This is a genomic window from Paraburkholderia sp. OAS925, assembly GCF_040543975.1.
In the GTDB taxonomy this organism is placed as follows: Bacteria; Pseudomonadota; Gammaproteobacteria; order Burkholderiales; family Burkholderiaceae; genus Paraburkholderia; species Paraburkholderia graminis.
On the sequence record NZ_JBEUNO010000001.1, the window covers coordinates 4,211,377 to 4,225,615 of the forward strand.

General features: G+C 59.1%; 25 protein-coding genes and 1 pseudogene. All 26 read right to left on the bottom strand.

From position 1 onward, the window contains the following. Positions 1-111: 111 nt before the first annotated feature. Positions 112-1,971: a protein-disulfide reductase DsbD gene (dsbD, locus tag ABIE53_RS18560; protein ID WP_029971249.1), complete on the bottom strand. Its 1,860-nt coding sequence runs from the start codon at positions 1,969-1,971 to the stop codon at positions 112-114. Continuing rightward, a pseudogene (cutA, locus tag ABIE53_RS18565) lies at positions 1,964-2,300 on the bottom strand (divalent-cation tolerance protein CutA). The gene dsbD and the pseudogene cutA overlap by 8 nt, the downstream one beginning before the upstream one ends. Positions 2,301-2,498: 198 nt before the next feature. Further along, complete coding sequence (gene rplQ / locus ABIE53_RS18570) at positions 2,499-2,891, bottom strand: 50S ribosomal protein L17 (protein ID WP_006052227.1); 393 nt, start codon at positions 2,889-2,891, stop codon at positions 2,499-2,501. A 167-nt stretch (positions 2,892-3,058) separates the two neighbouring features. Then, positions 3,059-4,036 (bottom strand): DNA-directed RNA polymerase subunit alpha, encoded by a 978-nt coding sequence (locus ABIE53_RS18575; RefSeq protein ID WP_006052226.1) that lies wholly within the window; start codon positions 4,034-4,036, stop codon positions 3,059-3,061. Between the two features lie 123 nt (positions 4,037-4,159). Then, positions 4,160-4,783 (bottom strand): 30S ribosomal protein S4, encoded by a 624-nt coding sequence (rpsD, locus tag ABIE53_RS18580; RefSeq protein ID WP_006052225.1) that lies wholly within the window; start codon positions 4,781-4,783, stop codon positions 4,160-4,162. Between the two features lie 156 nt (positions 4,784-4,939). Next, positions 4,940-5,344 carry a 30S ribosomal protein S11 gene (rpsK, locus tag ABIE53_RS18585; RefSeq protein ID WP_006052224.1) on the bottom strand — a complete coding sequence of 135 codons (405 nt, stop codon included), beginning with the start codon at positions 5,342-5,344 and terminating at the stop codon, positions 4,940-4,942. A gap of 28 nt (positions 5,345-5,372) precedes the next feature. After that, on the bottom strand, positions 5,373-5,738 hold the full coding sequence (rpsM, locus tag ABIE53_RS18590) for a 30S ribosomal protein S13 (protein WP_006052223.1): 366 nt from the start codon (positions 5,736-5,738) through the stop codon (positions 5,373-5,375). Between the two features lie 41 nt (positions 5,739-5,779). Next, positions 5,780-5,896 (bottom strand): 50S ribosomal protein L36, encoded by a 117-nt coding sequence (rpmJ, locus tag ABIE53_RS18595; protein WP_004199844.1) that lies wholly within the window; start codon positions 5,894-5,896, stop codon positions 5,780-5,782. A gap of 20 nt (positions 5,897-5,916) precedes the next feature. Continuing rightward, positions 5,917-6,135, bottom strand: coding sequence for a translation initiation factor IF-1 (gene infA, locus ABIE53_RS18600; protein ID WP_004521905.1), 219 nt, complete (start codon positions 6,133-6,135; stop codon positions 5,917-5,919). 8 nt (positions 6,136-6,143) lie between these two features. Then, positions 6,144-7,490, bottom strand: coding sequence for a preprotein translocase subunit SecY (secY, locus tag ABIE53_RS18605; RefSeq protein WP_006052222.1), 1,347 nt, complete (start codon positions 7,488-7,490; stop codon positions 6,144-6,146). A 47-nt stretch (positions 7,491-7,537) separates the two neighbouring features. After that, positions 7,538-7,972, bottom strand: coding sequence for a 50S ribosomal protein L15 (gene rplO / locus ABIE53_RS18610; protein ID WP_006052221.1), 435 nt, complete (start codon positions 7,970-7,972; stop codon positions 7,538-7,540). A gap of 29 nt (positions 7,973-8,001) precedes the next feature. Continuing rightward, positions 8,002-8,184, bottom strand: coding sequence for a 50S ribosomal protein L30 (gene rpmD, locus ABIE53_RS18615; RefSeq protein WP_006052220.1), 183 nt, complete (start codon positions 8,182-8,184; stop codon positions 8,002-8,004). Between the two features lie 10 nt (positions 8,185-8,194). After that, the gene (rpsE, locus tag ABIE53_RS18620) at positions 8,195-8,713 is read right to left on the bottom strand and encodes a 30S ribosomal protein S5 (protein ID WP_006052219.1); all 519 of its coding nucleotides are present in this window, start codon (positions 8,711-8,713) and stop codon (positions 8,195-8,197) included. Between the two features lie 14 nt (positions 8,714-8,727). Beyond that, entirely contained in the window at positions 8,728-9,093 is a 366-nt protein-coding gene (gene rplR, locus ABIE53_RS18625) for a 50S ribosomal protein L18 (RefSeq protein ID WP_006052218.1), read from the bottom strand. Positions 9,094-9,105: 12 nt separating this feature from the next. Further along, positions 9,106-9,636, bottom strand: a complete 531-nt coding sequence (rplF, locus tag ABIE53_RS18630) for a 50S ribosomal protein L6 (protein ID WP_006052217.1) — start codon at positions 9,634-9,636, stop codon at positions 9,106-9,108. 18 nt (positions 9,637-9,654) lie between these two features. Beyond that, positions 9,655-10,050 (bottom strand): 30S ribosomal protein S8, encoded by a 396-nt coding sequence (gene rpsH / locus ABIE53_RS18635; protein WP_006052216.1) that lies wholly within the window; start codon positions 10,048-10,050, stop codon positions 9,655-9,657. A gap of 14 nt (positions 10,051-10,064) precedes the next feature. Then, positions 10,065-10,370, bottom strand: coding sequence for a 30S ribosomal protein S14 (gene rpsN, locus ABIE53_RS18640; protein WP_006052215.1), 306 nt, complete (start codon positions 10,368-10,370; stop codon positions 10,065-10,067). A 7-nt stretch (positions 10,371-10,377) separates the two neighbouring features. Next, positions 10,378-10,917, bottom strand: coding sequence for a 50S ribosomal protein L5 (gene rplE / locus ABIE53_RS18645; RefSeq protein ID WP_006052214.1), 540 nt, complete (start codon positions 10,915-10,917; stop codon positions 10,378-10,380). A gap of 17 nt (positions 10,918-10,934) precedes the next feature. Then, a complete protein-coding gene (gene rplX / locus ABIE53_RS18650) occupies positions 10,935-11,243 on the bottom strand; it encodes a 50S ribosomal protein L24 (protein ID WP_006052213.1) in 309 nt (102 codons plus the stop codon). A 9-nt stretch (positions 11,244-11,252) separates the two neighbouring features. Further along, on the bottom strand, positions 11,253-11,621 hold the full coding sequence (gene rplN / locus ABIE53_RS18655) for a 50S ribosomal protein L14 (RefSeq protein ID WP_006052212.1): 369 nt from the start codon (positions 11,619-11,621) through the stop codon (positions 11,253-11,255). A 289-nt stretch (positions 11,622-11,910) separates the two neighbouring features. Continuing rightward, positions 11,911-12,183: a 30S ribosomal protein S17 gene (gene rpsQ, locus ABIE53_RS18660; RefSeq protein ID WP_007180129.1), complete on the bottom strand. Its 273-nt coding sequence runs from the start codon at positions 12,181-12,183 to the stop codon at positions 11,911-11,913. Continuing rightward, positions 12,180-12,374: a 50S ribosomal protein L29 gene (gene rpmC, locus ABIE53_RS18665; protein ID WP_007180130.1), complete on the bottom strand. Its 195-nt coding sequence runs from the start codon at positions 12,372-12,374 to the stop codon at positions 12,180-12,182. Before rpmC ends, rpsQ begins: the two co-directional genes overlap by 4 nt. Positions 12,375-12,384: 10 nt before the next feature. Next, a complete protein-coding gene (gene rplP / locus ABIE53_RS18670; protein ID WP_013340739.1) occupies positions 12,385-12,801 on the bottom strand; it encodes a 50S ribosomal protein L16 in 417 nt (138 codons plus the stop codon). Positions 12,802-12,803: 2 nt separating this feature from the next. Continuing rightward, on the bottom strand, positions 12,804-13,610 hold the full coding sequence (gene rpsC, locus ABIE53_RS18675) for a 30S ribosomal protein S3 (RefSeq protein WP_012434570.1): 807 nt from the start codon (positions 13,608-13,610) through the stop codon (positions 12,804-12,806). An 11-nt stretch (positions 13,611-13,621) separates the two neighbouring features. Beyond that, positions 13,622-13,954, bottom strand: coding sequence for a 50S ribosomal protein L22 (gene rplV, locus ABIE53_RS18680; protein ID WP_007180133.1), 333 nt, complete (start codon positions 13,952-13,954; stop codon positions 13,622-13,624). A gap of 7 nt (positions 13,955-13,961) precedes the next feature. Beyond that, entirely contained in the window at positions 13,962-14,237 is a 276-nt protein-coding gene (rpsS, locus tag ABIE53_RS18685) for a 30S ribosomal protein S19 (protein ID WP_004199273.1), read from the bottom strand. Positions 14,238-14,239 lie beyond the last annotated feature (2 nt).

Sequence of the window (14,239 nt, forward strand, 5' to 3'; positions counted from 1 at the left end):
CTCGCTAGAAATGGAAAACGGAGGCGGACTTTTAGTCGCGCCTCCGTTTTTTGTGCGTTTACGCGGACGTAAGCCCCGCGCGTTGCACATCGTCGTGTGATTTGCGTGCGATCAGGTCTGCGGCGCACTCGCCCGCTCGAGCGAACGCAGGAATTTGTCAGCCGATTCGTAACCGACGACACGCAGCACCTCTTTGCCGCCGCGGTCGAAGAAGATAATCCCCGGCGGGCCGAAAAGGCCGAATCGCTTGAGCAGAGCCTGATCGTCGGCGTTATTCGCGGTGACGTCGGCGCGCAGCAGATTCATCTGCTTTAACTTCGCCTGGACGCGCGGATCGCTGAAGGTGAATTTCTCCATCTCTTTGCAGCTTACGCACCAGTCCGCGTAAAAATCGAGCATGGCGGGCTGTGCCGCCGCTTTGACGGCGCCGTCCAGTTCCGCCGATGAACGCACCGCCTGGAACGCCAGATCGTCGTGCGACGCGGTTTGCGGCGCGCCGGCCACAGACGTCTCGGCCGGCGCCGCCGACCGCGACGCCAGCACGGCGAGCGGACGCAATGGATCGGACGAACCCGCAGCAAGTCCGACCAGCAGCACGGCCGCCCAAACAGCGAGGGCCGCGCCGATGCCGCGTCCAAGCCGCCGCCATATCGACGCCTGAACGCCAGGCGCGGAAAAAAGGCCCACGCATGCGGCGGCGATCAGCAACCAGAGCGCGCAGAGCAACATCGTGGCGGTTGCTCCAAGCACGGGCCACACGATCCACAGCGCCGCGGCGAGCAGCACGACGCCGAACAGCACCTTGATGTCGTCCATCCATGCGCCGGCGCGCGGCAGCAAAGTCCCGGCGCCGAGACCGACAATCATCAGGGGCACGCCAAGCCCCAGCCCCATTGCGAACAGCGCCGCGCCGCCGAGCACCGCGCTCCCCGTATGCGCGATGAAGGCCAGCACCGCGAAAAGCGGCGCAGTCATGCAGGCGCCGACCACCAGTGCCGACAGCGCGCCCATTCCGGCGACGGCTGCGAACTTGCCGCCCGAACGTCCCGCCGACGCGTGCGACGCGCCGTCCTGCCAGCGCTGCGGCAACGCAATGTCAAACCCGGCGATCAGCGTGAGCGCGAAAACGGTCAGCAGCACGCCGAACGCGCCCAACACCCACGGGTTTTGCAGCCAGGCGCCAAGACTCTGCCCGACCAGCGCGGCGGCAATGCCGAGCGCGGTGTACACCAGCGCCATCCCGATGACATAGGCAAGCGACAGCGCGAAGCCGCGCGCCCGCGTGACCCGCGCGCCTTCACCGATGATGATCGCCGACAGGATCGGAATCATCGGATAGGAACACGGCAGCAGGCTCAGCACGATGCCCGCAACGAAGTAAAGCCCGATGATCGCGAGGAAACCTCCACCTTGCAGCAGCGATTGCGCGTAGTCGGCGCTGGTGGCGCGTTCGTACCACGGCGCGTCGTTTGCCGTGGACTGCGGCGCAGCCGCGCTGCCGGCAGGCAGCAGCGCTGCGCCGCTGACGTGGTAGACGCGCTCCATCGGCGGATAACAGATGCCGGCGTCCGCGCAGCCTTGCGATGTGACCGCCAGATCGAACCCACCTGCGGCCTGCTTCACGGGAATCCGGATCGTCAGTTCGTTGCGATACGTCTCAACGTTCTTGTTGAACGTCTGATCGAACTTGATATGACCCGCCGGCAACTGCGGTTCGCCGATCGTCGCGTTTCCGTTGCGGGCCGCAAATGCGAAGCGCTCGCGGTACATGTAGTAGCCGTCCGCGATCTTGTAGGTCACATCGACCTCGCCGGGCTTCTCGGTCGCGCTGAATTTGAAGGCGACGGCAGGATCGAGGAAGTCGTCCGAAGCGCGGGCAAGCGAGCCGAACTGCGCGAGGATCAGGCACGCGAAAACGAGGAGGGCGGTACGCAACGCGTGGCGCGCGCGTCGGTTGAGACCGTTAAACATGTAGGGGACGTTGGGTTTCAGAAGTGATCCACTGGCCATAGGCGGCCGACGCGGCAGCTTGCCATGACAGGATTTCCGGCGTGTCGTAGGGATGGTTTGCCTGTAGGTACTGCTCGAGCATGCTCAAGCGCGCGGGCGGCGCTGGTCTTGAACAGCAGCTGGATTTCTTGCGCTGTTTCTAGCTGACCCTGCCAGTGGTAACTGGACTGCACCGGGCCGAGCTGCGTGACGCATGCACACAGGCGTGCGGCCAATGCGTCCGCGGCCAGCTTCTGTGCAGCGGCCGCGTCGGGCACCGTCGTGAGAAGGAGAGTCACATTCACGTTCACAGCAAGCTCCAGCCAGGCACAATTTGCGTGTCAATATCGTATCACCTGGTCTTGGACCGCCGCTGGCTGCCCGACCGCGTGGACGCGAGGATGCGGCGTTTCGCCGCCTGTGCCAGCGCGCCTACTACGTCTGCCGCCATAAACAAAAAAGCCAGGCTGTGAGCCTGGCTTTCTTCTGTGCTATCAGCGCTTCAAAGCTTATTCAGCTTCTTGCACTTCGACTTCTTCAACTTCCGGACGATCGAGCAGTTCGACCAGAGCCATCGGTGCGTTGTCGCCGACGCGGAAGCCAAACTTCAGCACGCGCAGGTAGCCGCCCGGACGGGTAGCGTAACGCGGGCCGAGGACTTCAAACAGCTTCGTGACCGAGTCACGATCGCGCAGGCGGTTGAACGCCAGACGACGGTTTGCCAGCGACGGCTTCTTGCCGAGCGTGATCAGCGGCTCGACAACTTTACGGAGTTCTTTCGCCTTCGGCAGCGTGGTCTTGATGACTTCGTGCTCGATCAGCGAGTTGGACATGTTACGGAGCATTGCCAGACGGTGGCTGCTCGTGCGGTTCAGTTTCCGCAGACCATGACGGTGACGCATGTTAATTCCTTCGATTCAAAGTTTTGATCCAGCTCTTCTATCGCGCTCGATCTACCAAAGTAGCGAGTGCACGGGCCGGTAGTGAAAAAAGACAAGACGCGGATTTTAAAGGAAAATCCGCGTCCTTGCCAGTACAGCGGCGGGCTCTGCCCCGGATGACTGCCGAGTTACTTATCCAGCCCTGCGGGCGGCCAGTTTTCCAGCTTCATGCCGAGCGTCAAACCACGCGACGCCAAGACTTCCTTGATTTCGTTCAACGACTTGCGGCCCAGGTTCGGCGTCTTGAGCAGCTCGTTTTCCGTGCGCTGGATCAGGTCGCCGATGTAGTAGATGTTCTCGGCCTTCAGGCAGTTCGCGGAACGAACCGTGAGTTCGAGATCATCGACCGGACGCAGCAGGATCGGATCGATCTGCGGTGCGCGCGACGGCGCTTCAGCCGTTGCTTCGGTGCCTTCCAGTGCAGCGAACACCGACAGCTGATCGACCAGAATGCGCGCCGATTGACGGATCGCTTCTTCCGGCGAAATCACACCGTTCGTTTCGATGTTCATCACGAGCTTGTCGAGGTCGGTACGCTGTTCGACGCGAGCGCTTTCAACGGCGTAGCTCACGCGGCGAACCGGCGAGAACGACGCGTCCAGCACGATACGGCCGATAATCTTGGCCGACTCCTCGCCATAACGACGCACATTGCCCGGCACGTAGCCGCGGCCCTTTTCGACCTTGATCTGAACGTCGAGCTTGCCGCCCTTCGACAGATGCGCGATCACGTGGTCAGGGTTGATCACTTCGCAGTCGTGCGCCAGCTCGATGTCGCCAGCGGTCACAACGCCTTCGCCTTCCTTGCGCAGCGTAACCGTCACTTCGTCACGGTTATGCAGCTTGAACACCACGCCCTTCAGGTTCAACAACAGGTTGACCACGTCCTCTTGCACACCGTCGAGCGTCGAATATTCATGTACGACGCCTGCGATCGTCACTTCGGTCGGCGCATAGCCGATCATGGACGACAGCAGCACGCGCCGGAGCGCGTTACCCAAGGTGTGGCCGTAACCGCGTTCAAACGGTTCCATGACCACTTTCGCGTGGCTTTCGCCCAGCGATTCAACTGCGATGATCTTGGGCTTCAACAAACTGGTTTGCATAGGTTTTCCTTTTCAATACCCTCGGCTCGTTACACCGATAAGGCTGACCGGTAACAACCTGAAAATAAACAGCCGAGACGCCCCCTTGCGCAACGCAACGAGGTGCCCCGGCCGTTAATCCGATTACCGCGAATACAATTCGACGATCAGGCTTTCGTTGATATCGCCAGCGATGTCGCTGCGTTCCGGCTTGGACTTGAACGTGCCTTCGAACTTCTTCGAATCCACGGCGACCCAGCTCGGCATGCCACCTTGCTCAGCCAGCGACAGCGCTTCGAGAATACGCGCTTGCTTCTTCTTCTGTTCGCGCACTGCGACGACGTCGCCTGCCTTCACTTGCATCGACGGGATGTTCGACACGACGCCGTTCACCGTGATCGCCTTGTGGCTCACCAGCTGACGCGCTTCAGCACGCGTCGAACCGAAGCCCATGCGGTACACGACGTTATCCAGACGCGACTCGAGCAATTGCAGCAGGTTTTCACCCGTGTTGCCCTTCAGACGGTCGGCTTCGGCGAAGTAACGGCGGAATTGACGCTCCAGAACACCGTAGATGCGCTTCACTTTTTGCTTTTCGCGCAGCTGCGTGCCGTAGTCGGACGTACGCGCACCCGAGGTGCGGCCATGCTGGCCGGGCTTGCTGTCAAGCTTGCACTTGTCAGCGAGCGAACGACGGGCGCTCTTCAGGAAGAGGTCAGTGCCTTCACGGCGGGACAGCTTGGCCTTAGGGCCGATATAACGTGCCACGTTGATTCCTTCGTTGATTGATCACGCGAATGCTCGCACTCGCGCTAGTCCGAACCCTTTGGGTCGAACGGTGGGCTTAGTCAATTCAATAGCGCAAGCAGCCTGTTTCGCCGGTCACTTGAACCAGCGGCAACAGGCGCTAGCGAAAACAGCGTCTTAGATACGACGACGCTTCGGCGGACGGCAGCCGTTGTGCGGGACCGGGGTCACGTCGGAGATTGCCGTGATCTTGATGCCAAGACCATGCAACGCGCGCACCGCCGATTCACGGCCAGGACCGGGGCCCTTGATCCGCACTTCGAGGTTCTTCACGCCGTATTCCATCGCCACGCGGCCAGCCGATTCGGCCGCCACCTGAGCTGCAAACGGGGTCGATTTACGCGAACCCTTGAAGCCCTGACCACCCGACGTTGCCCAGGCAAGTGCATTGCCTTGACGATCGGTGATCGTGATGATGGTGTTGTTGAACGACGCGTGAACGTGAACCACGCCCTCGGCGACGTTCTTCTTGACCTTCTTGCGAACGCGTTGCGCCGCGGAGTTGTTCGAAGCCTTAGCCATTACGTTTTCCTGTAACTGTCAGTTCCGCTTACTTCTTCAGCGATTGCGCTGCACGACGCGGACCCTTGCGCGTACGGGCATTCGTACGCGTACGTTGGCCGCGCAGGGGCAAGCCCTTACGATGCCGAACGCCACGGTAGCAGCCGAGATCCATCAGGCGCTTGATGTTCATCGTCGTTTCACGGCGCAGATCGCCTTCAACGATGAACTTGCCGACTTCTTCACGCAGCTTTTCGAGGTCTGCGTCGTTCAGGTCTTTGACCTTCTTCGAAAATGCCACACCAGCAGCGACGCAAATGTCGCGCGAGCGCGTGCGGCCGATACCGTAAATAGCCGTCAGGCCGATTTCAGTATGCTGGTGATTCGGGATGTTAACCCCTGCGATACGAGCCATTGTTTTTCCTCAAACAAAAAGCGCAAGCAAAAGCGCGGCGTTCAGCCTTGACGCTGTTTGTGGCGCGGATCAGAGCTGCAAATCACGCGCACAACGCCTTTGCGCTTGATGATCTTGCAATTGCGGCAAATGCGCTTAACCGATGCCATCACTTTCATGATATTACCCTTTTTTCAAATCACTTCGCCCGGAACACGATCCGCGCACGCGAGAGATCGTAAGGCGTCAATTCAACCGTCACCTTGTCGCCCGGCAGGATTCGGATGTAGTGCATCCGCATCTTGCCGGATATGTGTCCCAATACGACATGGCCGTTTTCCAGCTTCACCCTGAAGGTAGCATTAGGCAGGTTTTCGATGACTTCACCCTGCATCTGGATAACATCGTCTTTGGCCATAAGTCCTTTCAACGCATCGGGACGCCGCCGCCTTTGAAATTAGCCTTCTTCAGCAGCGATTCATACTGTTGCGACATAACGTACGACTGCACCTGCGCCATGAAATCCATTGTGACGACGACAATGATCAGCAGCGACGTTCCACCAAAATAAAACGGCACGTTCCAGCGCAGCACCAGAAACTCGGGCAGCAGGCAAACAAACACGATGTAGATCGCACCGGCCAGCGTCAGACGCGTGAGGATGCGGTCGATATATCGCGCCGTTTGATCGCCCGGGCGGATGCCAGGAACGAAAGCGCCACTCTTTTTCAGGTTGTCGGCCGTCTCTCTGCTGTTGAACACCAGCGCGGTGTAGAAAAAGCAGAAGAAAACGATCGCCAACGCGTACAGCAACACGTACACGGGCTGACCGGGCTTAATGGCCTCGGCCACGTTGTGCAGCGTGTCTGCGAACCAACTGGTGCGCGACCCCGAACTGAACCAGTTCAGGATGGTTGCCGGGAAGAGAATGATCGACGATGCGAAGATCGGCGGAATCACGCCCGACATGTTCAACTTCAGCGGCAAATGTGAAGATTGACCGCCGTAAATCTTGTTACCGACTTGCCGCTTCGCGTAGTTCACAAGGATCTTGCGCTGGCCACGTTCGATGAACACCACCAGGTACGTCACTGCGGCGATCAGCGCGACGACAATAATCGCCGAGATGATGCTCATCGAGCCGGTTCGCACCAGTTCGAAAAGACCACCGATTGCATTCGGGAAACCCGCTGCAATACCGCCGAAAATGATGATCGAGATACCGTTGCCAAGCCCGCGCTCCGTGATCTGCTCACCCAGCCACATCAGGAACATCGTGCCCGTCACCAGCGTCACGACCGTCGTCAACCGAAACACCATTCCCGGATCGATCACCAGAGCCGGCTGATTTTCCAGGGCTACGGCAATGCCGAAAGCCTGGAACGTTGCCAGCAGGACCGTGAAGATACGCGTGTACTGCGTGATCTTTCGTTGCCCCGCCTGCCCTTCCTTCTTCAACGCTTCGAGTTGCGGCGAGACAATTGCCAACAACTGCATGATGATCGACGCCGAGATATACGGCATGATCCCAAGCGCGAAAATCGTGAACCGCGAAAGCGCGCCACCCGAGAACATGTTGAACATGCCAAGGATGCCGCCCGACTGGCTCTGGAACAACTTCGCCAGTTGGTCCGGGTCGATACCCGGCACCGGAATGTGCGCGCCGACACGGTAGACGATCAGCGCCAGCAGCAGAAACACTGCCCGCCGACGCAGATCGCCAAACTTCGCCGCGCTGCGACCGGGTTTTGCGAGACTCGGGCTGTTAGCCAAGTACCTTCTCCGATGCAAATGCTAGTGACGGCAAAATAACTTGCGCGTTACTCGGCAAAAGAGCCGCCGGCTGCCTCGATAGCAGCGCGCGCACCCTTCGTCGCACCCAGACCCTTCACAACGATCTTGCGCTTCAGCTCGCCCGTCGCGATGATCTTGGCGCTCTTGATCAGCTCGCCGACCAGGCCGGCTTGCTTCAGAGCCAGCAGATCGATTTCGTCGACCGGCAGCTTTTCCAGATCCGAGAGACGCACTTCACCGACGAATTCCTTCGTCAGCGAGGTGAAGCCACGCTTCGGCAGGCGACGTTGCAGCGGCATTTGACCGCCTTCGAAGCCAACCTTGTGAAAGCCGCCCGAACGCGACTTCTGACCCTTGTGACCACGGCCAGCGGTCTTGCCGAGGCCAGAGCCGATACCGCGACCAACGCGACGCTTTGCGTGCTTCGCGCCTTCAGCCGGCTTCAGATCATTCAATTCCATTATCAACTCCTTGAGTCCTGGTCAGCCGCTTAGCTGATGACCTTAACGAGGTACGAAACCTTGTTGATCATGCCGCGCACGGCCGGCGTGTCCTGCAACTCGCTGACCGAGTTGAGTCGGCGCAGACCCAAGCCACGCACCGTTGCACGGTGCGTTTCACGGGTGCCGATCAGGCTCTTGACGAGCTGGACCTTGACAGTTTTTTCAGACATGGTGTCCACCTTAGCCCAGAATATCTTCGACGGACTTGCCGCGCTTCGCCGCGATGTCGCCCGGCGTGGACTGCTTGCGCAGACCGTCGAGCGTTGCACGAACGAGGTTGTACGGGTTCGTCGAGCCGTGGCTCTTGGCCACAACGTTCTGCACGCCCATCACGTCGAACACTGCGCGCATCGGGCCGCCGGCGATCACACCGGTACCGTCCTTCGCCGGGGCGAGGAGGACCATCGATGCGCCGTGCTTGCCGTGCACTTCGTGTTGCAGAGTACCGTTCTTAAGCGGCACCTTGAACATGTTGCGACGGGCTTGTTCCATCGCCTTCTGGACAGCGACCGGCACTTCCTTCGCCTTGCCCTTGCCCATACCGACGCGGCCATCACCGTCGCCAACCACGGTCAGTGCGGCGAAGCCGAGAATGCGGCCACCCTTCACGACCTTGGTCACGCGGTTGACCGAAATCATCTTTTCGCGCAGGCCGTCGTCGCGTTCGTCAGCCTGAACTTTCGCTTGCATCTTTGCCATGACGAATTCTTCCCTTAGAACTTGAGTCCGGCTTCGCGCGCCGCATCAGCCAGCGCTTTCACGCGGCCGTGGTAACGGAAACCCGAACGGTCGAAGGCGACGGATTCGATGCCGGCAGCCTTAGCCTTTTCTGCAATGCGCTTGCCAATCAGCGTGGCAGCGGCGACGTTGCCGCCCTTGCCCGTTTGATCAGCCAGTTGCGCACGCACTTCGGCCTCGAGCGTCGACGCGCTGGCGAGCACCTTGGTGCCGCACGGCGAGAACACTTGCGCATAGATGTGCGTGTTTGTGCGATGCACGGCGAGACGCGCGACCTGCAGCTCAGCGATCTTGATACGCGTCTGACGAGCGCGGCGCAGGCGAGATTGAGTCTTATCCATGATTGCGCACCCTTACTTCTTCTTCGTTTCTTTGAGGATCACGACCTCGTTGGCATAGCGCACGCCCTTGCCCTTGTAGGGCTCCGGCGGACGATAGCCGCGCACTTCTGCAGCGACCTGGCCAACTTTCTGCTTGTCGATCCCCTTGATCACGATTTCGGTTTGCGACGGGGTTTCAGCCTTCACGCCTTCCGGCATCTGGTGCACCACGGGGTGCGAGAAACCCAGCGACAGATTCAGCTTGTCGCCTTGCGCCTGTGCGCGGTAACCGACGCCTACCAGCGTCAGCTTGCGCTCGAAACCCTTCGTCACGCCGTTCACCATGTTCGCAACCAGTGCGCGCATCGTGCCCGACATCGCATTCGCTTCGCGGCTTTCGTCAACCGGCTCGATCTTCAGAATGCCGTTGTCGTTCACCACTTTCACGAGGCGGTTTGCCGCCTGCGTAATCGTACCCAGCGGGCCCTTGACGGTGATGCGATCATCGCTCAGGGCCACTTCTGCGCCTTGCAGCGCGATCGGGCTCTTACCTACTCGAGACATGTTTCTCTCCTTTCGGCCTTAAGCGACGTAGCAGATGACTTCGCCGCCAACGCCCGTTGCGCGCGCCTTGCGGTCCGTCATCACGCCCTTGGGCGTCGACACGATTGCCACGCCGAGGCCATTCATGACCACGGGGATGTCGTTACGGCCGCGGTACACACGCAGACCAGGCTTCGAGACGCGTTCAATGCGCTCGATGACCGGGCGGCCAGCGTAGTACTTCAACACGATGTTCAATTCAGACTTCGCACCTTCGGACTTCACTGCGAAATCATCGATATAGCCTTCGTCCTTCAGGACCTGCGCAATCGCAACCTTGACTTTCGACGAGGGCATTGTCACCGAAACCTTCTCGACCATCTGCGCGTTGCGGATGCGAGTCAGCATATCGGCGATAGGATCACTCATGCTCATTTACGTTTCTCCTATTACCAGCTCGCCTTGGTCAGGCCAGGGATCTCGCCGCGGAACGCGATTTCGCGAATCTTGTTACGCGCCAGCCCGAATTTACGGAACGTGCCACGCGGGCGACCGGTAATCGCGCAACGATTGCGCTTACGGGTCGGGTTAGAGTTGCGCGGCAGTTGTTGCAGTTCCAGACGTGCTGCGTAATGCTCTTCGTCCGACTTGCTCATATCGCCGATGATCGCCTTCAACTCTGCACGCTTAGGCGCGTACTTAGCAGCGAGGCGAGCACGCTTCTTTTCACGTTCGATCAGTGCCAGTTTAGCCACGGTAACCTCAGTTTCTGAACGGGAACTTGAAGCTGGCGAGCAGAGCCTTTGCTTCGTCGTCGGTCTTCGCAGTCGTCGTGATGCTGATGTTCAGCCCACGCAGTGCGTCGATTTTGTCGTAGTCGATTTCGGGGAAAATGATCTGCTCTTTCACACCGATGTTGTAGTTGCCGCGACCATCGAACGCACGACCCGACACGCCACGGAAGTCACGCACACGGGGGAGCGCGACCGTCACGAAACGGTCCAGGAATTCGTACATTGCCTGACCGCGCAACGTGACCATTGCACCGATCGGGTAGCCCTGACGGATCTTGAAGCCAGCGATTGCCTTGCGTGCCTTCGTGATCACAGGCTTCTGGCCTGCAATCTTCGTCAGGTCGCCAACGGCGTTTTCGATGATCTTCTTGTCAGCAACCGCTTCGCCAAGGCCCATGTTCAGGGTGATCTTGGTGATGCGCGGCACTTCCATCACGGACTTGTAACCGAACTTCTCGATGAGGCCGGGTACAACCTTTTCTTTGTAAAACTCTTGCAAACGAGCCATTTTTTTACTCCGCAGCGTCAGGCGCTCAGCTCGGCACCGGTCGTCTTAAGGAAACGAACTTTCTTGTCCCCTTCGACCTTGATGCCTACACGCGACGCCTTGCCATTCGCGTCGACCAATGCGACGTTCGAAATTTGCAGCGGCATCGTCTTGGCTTCCACACCACCCGTCGTACCCTTCATCGGGTTCGGCTTGACGTGTTTCTTGACGAGGTTGATACCCTCGACAATGACCTTGCCTTCGCCAACGGACAGCACGACGCCGCGCTTGCCTTTGTCTTTGCCGGTGATGACGATAACTTCGTCACCTTTGCGAATCTTGTTCATCGCGACTCCTTACAGCACTTCAGGTGCCAACGAAACGATCTTCATGAATCGTTCGCTACGCAACTCGCGCGTGACAGGCCCGAAAATACGGGTGCCAATAGGTTCGAGCTTGGCATTCAACAGCACTGCAGCATTGCCGTCGAACTTGATCAGCGAGCCGTCCTGACGGCGCACGCCCTTGGCGGTGCGAACCACCACGGCGTTATAAATTTCGCCTTTCTTCACGCGCCCGCGCGGCGTTGCTTCTTTGACGGTCACCTTGATGATGTCGCCAATGCTGGCATAACGACGCTTCGAGCCGCCGAGCACCTTGATGCACATGACTTCACGCGCACCCGTGTTGTCGGCCACTTCAAGCCGAGTTTCGGTCTGGATCATGGTTTATCTTTCCCAACTTAATCCGGTCACACCACCATGGCGTACCCGGTCAGTCTTGGTCCCGTCAGCCAATCGGCTGCTTGGGTTAGAACAGCAGCGACGGCAAACGAAACCCGCCATCGCAATCCGGTGAATCCTTCGGGACAGACTGGCGCCTGAACCGCTTCCCCCACCAACTTCGCCCGCGACGGGGCTCCCATAAAGAGGGAAGACCGAGATTATAACAAATAATCTCGGTCTTGCAAGCGAAATCTACTGCGATTTCAACTACTTCTGCAGCTATGCGGCGTCAAATGACGCGAGCAGCCTCGACCAGGCGAGCCACAACCCAAGCCTTCGTCTTCGAAATCGGACGAGTTTCCTGGATTTCAACGAGGTCACCCTCGTTGTACGTGTTCGCGTCGTCGTGCGCGTGGTACTTCTTCGAGCGCACAACGTACTTGCCGTAGATCGGGTGCTTCACGCGGTGCTCAACCAGCACGGTGACCGTCTTGTCCATCTTGTTGCTGACGACCTTGCCGACCAGCGTCCGCTTGAGCGAGGTTTTTACGCTATCGTTCATTTCTGGTTCGCCTTCTCAGTCAGGACGGTCCGCACACGTGCGATGTCGCGACGAACCTTCTTCAGCTGGCTCGTGTTCGTAAGCTGCTGGGTCGCGAGTTGCATGCGCAGGCCGAATTGCGCCTTCAACAGGTCCGACAGCTCCTTGTTGAGCGCGGCCTGATCTTTCTGGTGAAGTTCGGAAGCCTTCATCATTTGCTCCTTAGGCGCCGAGCTGACGCACGATAAACGTCGTCTTCAGCGGCAGCTTAGCTGCAGCCAGACGGAACGCTTCGCGTGCCAGCTCTTCGGTTACGCCGTCCATTTCGTACAGCATCTTGCCCGGTTGAATCTCTGCGACGTAGTACTCAGGGTTACCTTTACCGTTACCCATACGTACTTCAGCCGGCTTGTGCGAGATCGGCTTGTCCGGGAAGATGCGGATCCAGATGCGGCCACCACGCTTGATGTGACGCGTCATTGCACGACGTGCCGCTTCAATCTGGCGCGCGGTCAGACGACCACGACCGATAGCCTTCAGGCCGAACTCACCGAACGACACCGCGTTACCGCGGGTAGCGACACCGGTGTTACGACCCTTCTGCTCTTTGCGATACTTTCTGCGTTTCGGTTGCAGCATCGTTATTCTCCAGTCTTCCCGTCGCCGCCGGCACCGCCAGCACGACGAGGAGCGCCACGGCGTGCACCTGCCGGGCCACCACCTTCACCATCGCGACGCGGACGGCGATCGCCACCCGGACGTGCGTTGCGGCGCGGACGCTTTTCTTCGGCGACTTCTTCAACCACCGGTGCGTCGTTGCGGCCGAGCGTGTCGCCCTTGTAGACCCACACCTTCACGCCGATGATGCCGTACGTCGTCTTCGCTTCCGAAGTTGCGTAGTCGATATCAGCACGCAGCGTATGAAGCGGCACCCGACCTTCGCGATACCATTCCGTACGAGCGATTTCGATACCGTTCAGACGGCCAGCGCTCATGATCTTGATGCCTTGGGCACCCAGACGCATCGCGTTTTGCATCGCACGCTTCATCGCGCGGCGGAACATAATCCGGCGCTCGAGCTGTTGCGTGATCGAATCCGCGATCAGTTGCGCGTCGGTTTCCGGCTTGCGAATTTCTTCGATGTTGACGTGAACCGGAACGCCCATGCGCTTTTGCAGCTCGGACTTCAGCAGTTCAATGTCTTCACCCTTCTTACCGATCACGACACCCGGACGCGAGCTGAAAATCGTGATGCGTGCGTTCTTTGCAGGACGCTCGATCACCACGCGACCGACGGACGCGTTCTTCAGCTTCTTCTTCAGGTATTCACGAACACCGATGTCTTCCTGCAACATCGCCGCGAAATTGTTGTTGTTCGCGTACCAACGCGACGCCCAATTGCGGCTGACGGCCAAACGGAAGCCAGTCGGATGAATTTTCTGTCCCATCGTATGACCCCTTAATTCCCGACCGTCACAGTGATGTGACAGGATTGCTTCTCGATGCGGTTACCGCGGCCTTTAGCGCGCGCGGTGAAACGCTTGAGCGACGCAGCCTTGTCGATGTAGATGCTCGTGATCTTGAGCTCATCGATATCGGCGCCTTCGTTATGCTCCGCATTCGCGATCGCCGACAGCACGACCTTTTTCACGATTCCCGCAGCCTTCTTCGGCGAGAACGTCAGAACGTTCAGCGCCTTGTCGACCGGCAAACCGCGGATCTGGTCAGCCACAAGGCGCGTTTTCTGCGCCGAGATGCGGGCACCGCGATGAATTGCTTTCACTTCCATCATGAGCCCCTTATTTCTTAGCCTTCTTGTCGGCTGCATGACCCTTGAACGTACGGGTCAGTGCGAACTCGCCAAGCTTGTGGCCGACCATGTTTTCCGAGATGTACACCGGAACGTGTTGACGGCCGTTGTGAACGGCGATCGTCAGACCGATGAAATCCGGGAGGATCGTCGAGCGACGCGACCAGGTTTTGATCGGCTTCTTATCCCGCGAAGCTGCTGCCGCCTCAACTTTCTTCAGCAAATGGGCGTCGCAGAACGGACCTTTTTTTACAGAACGTGCCATTG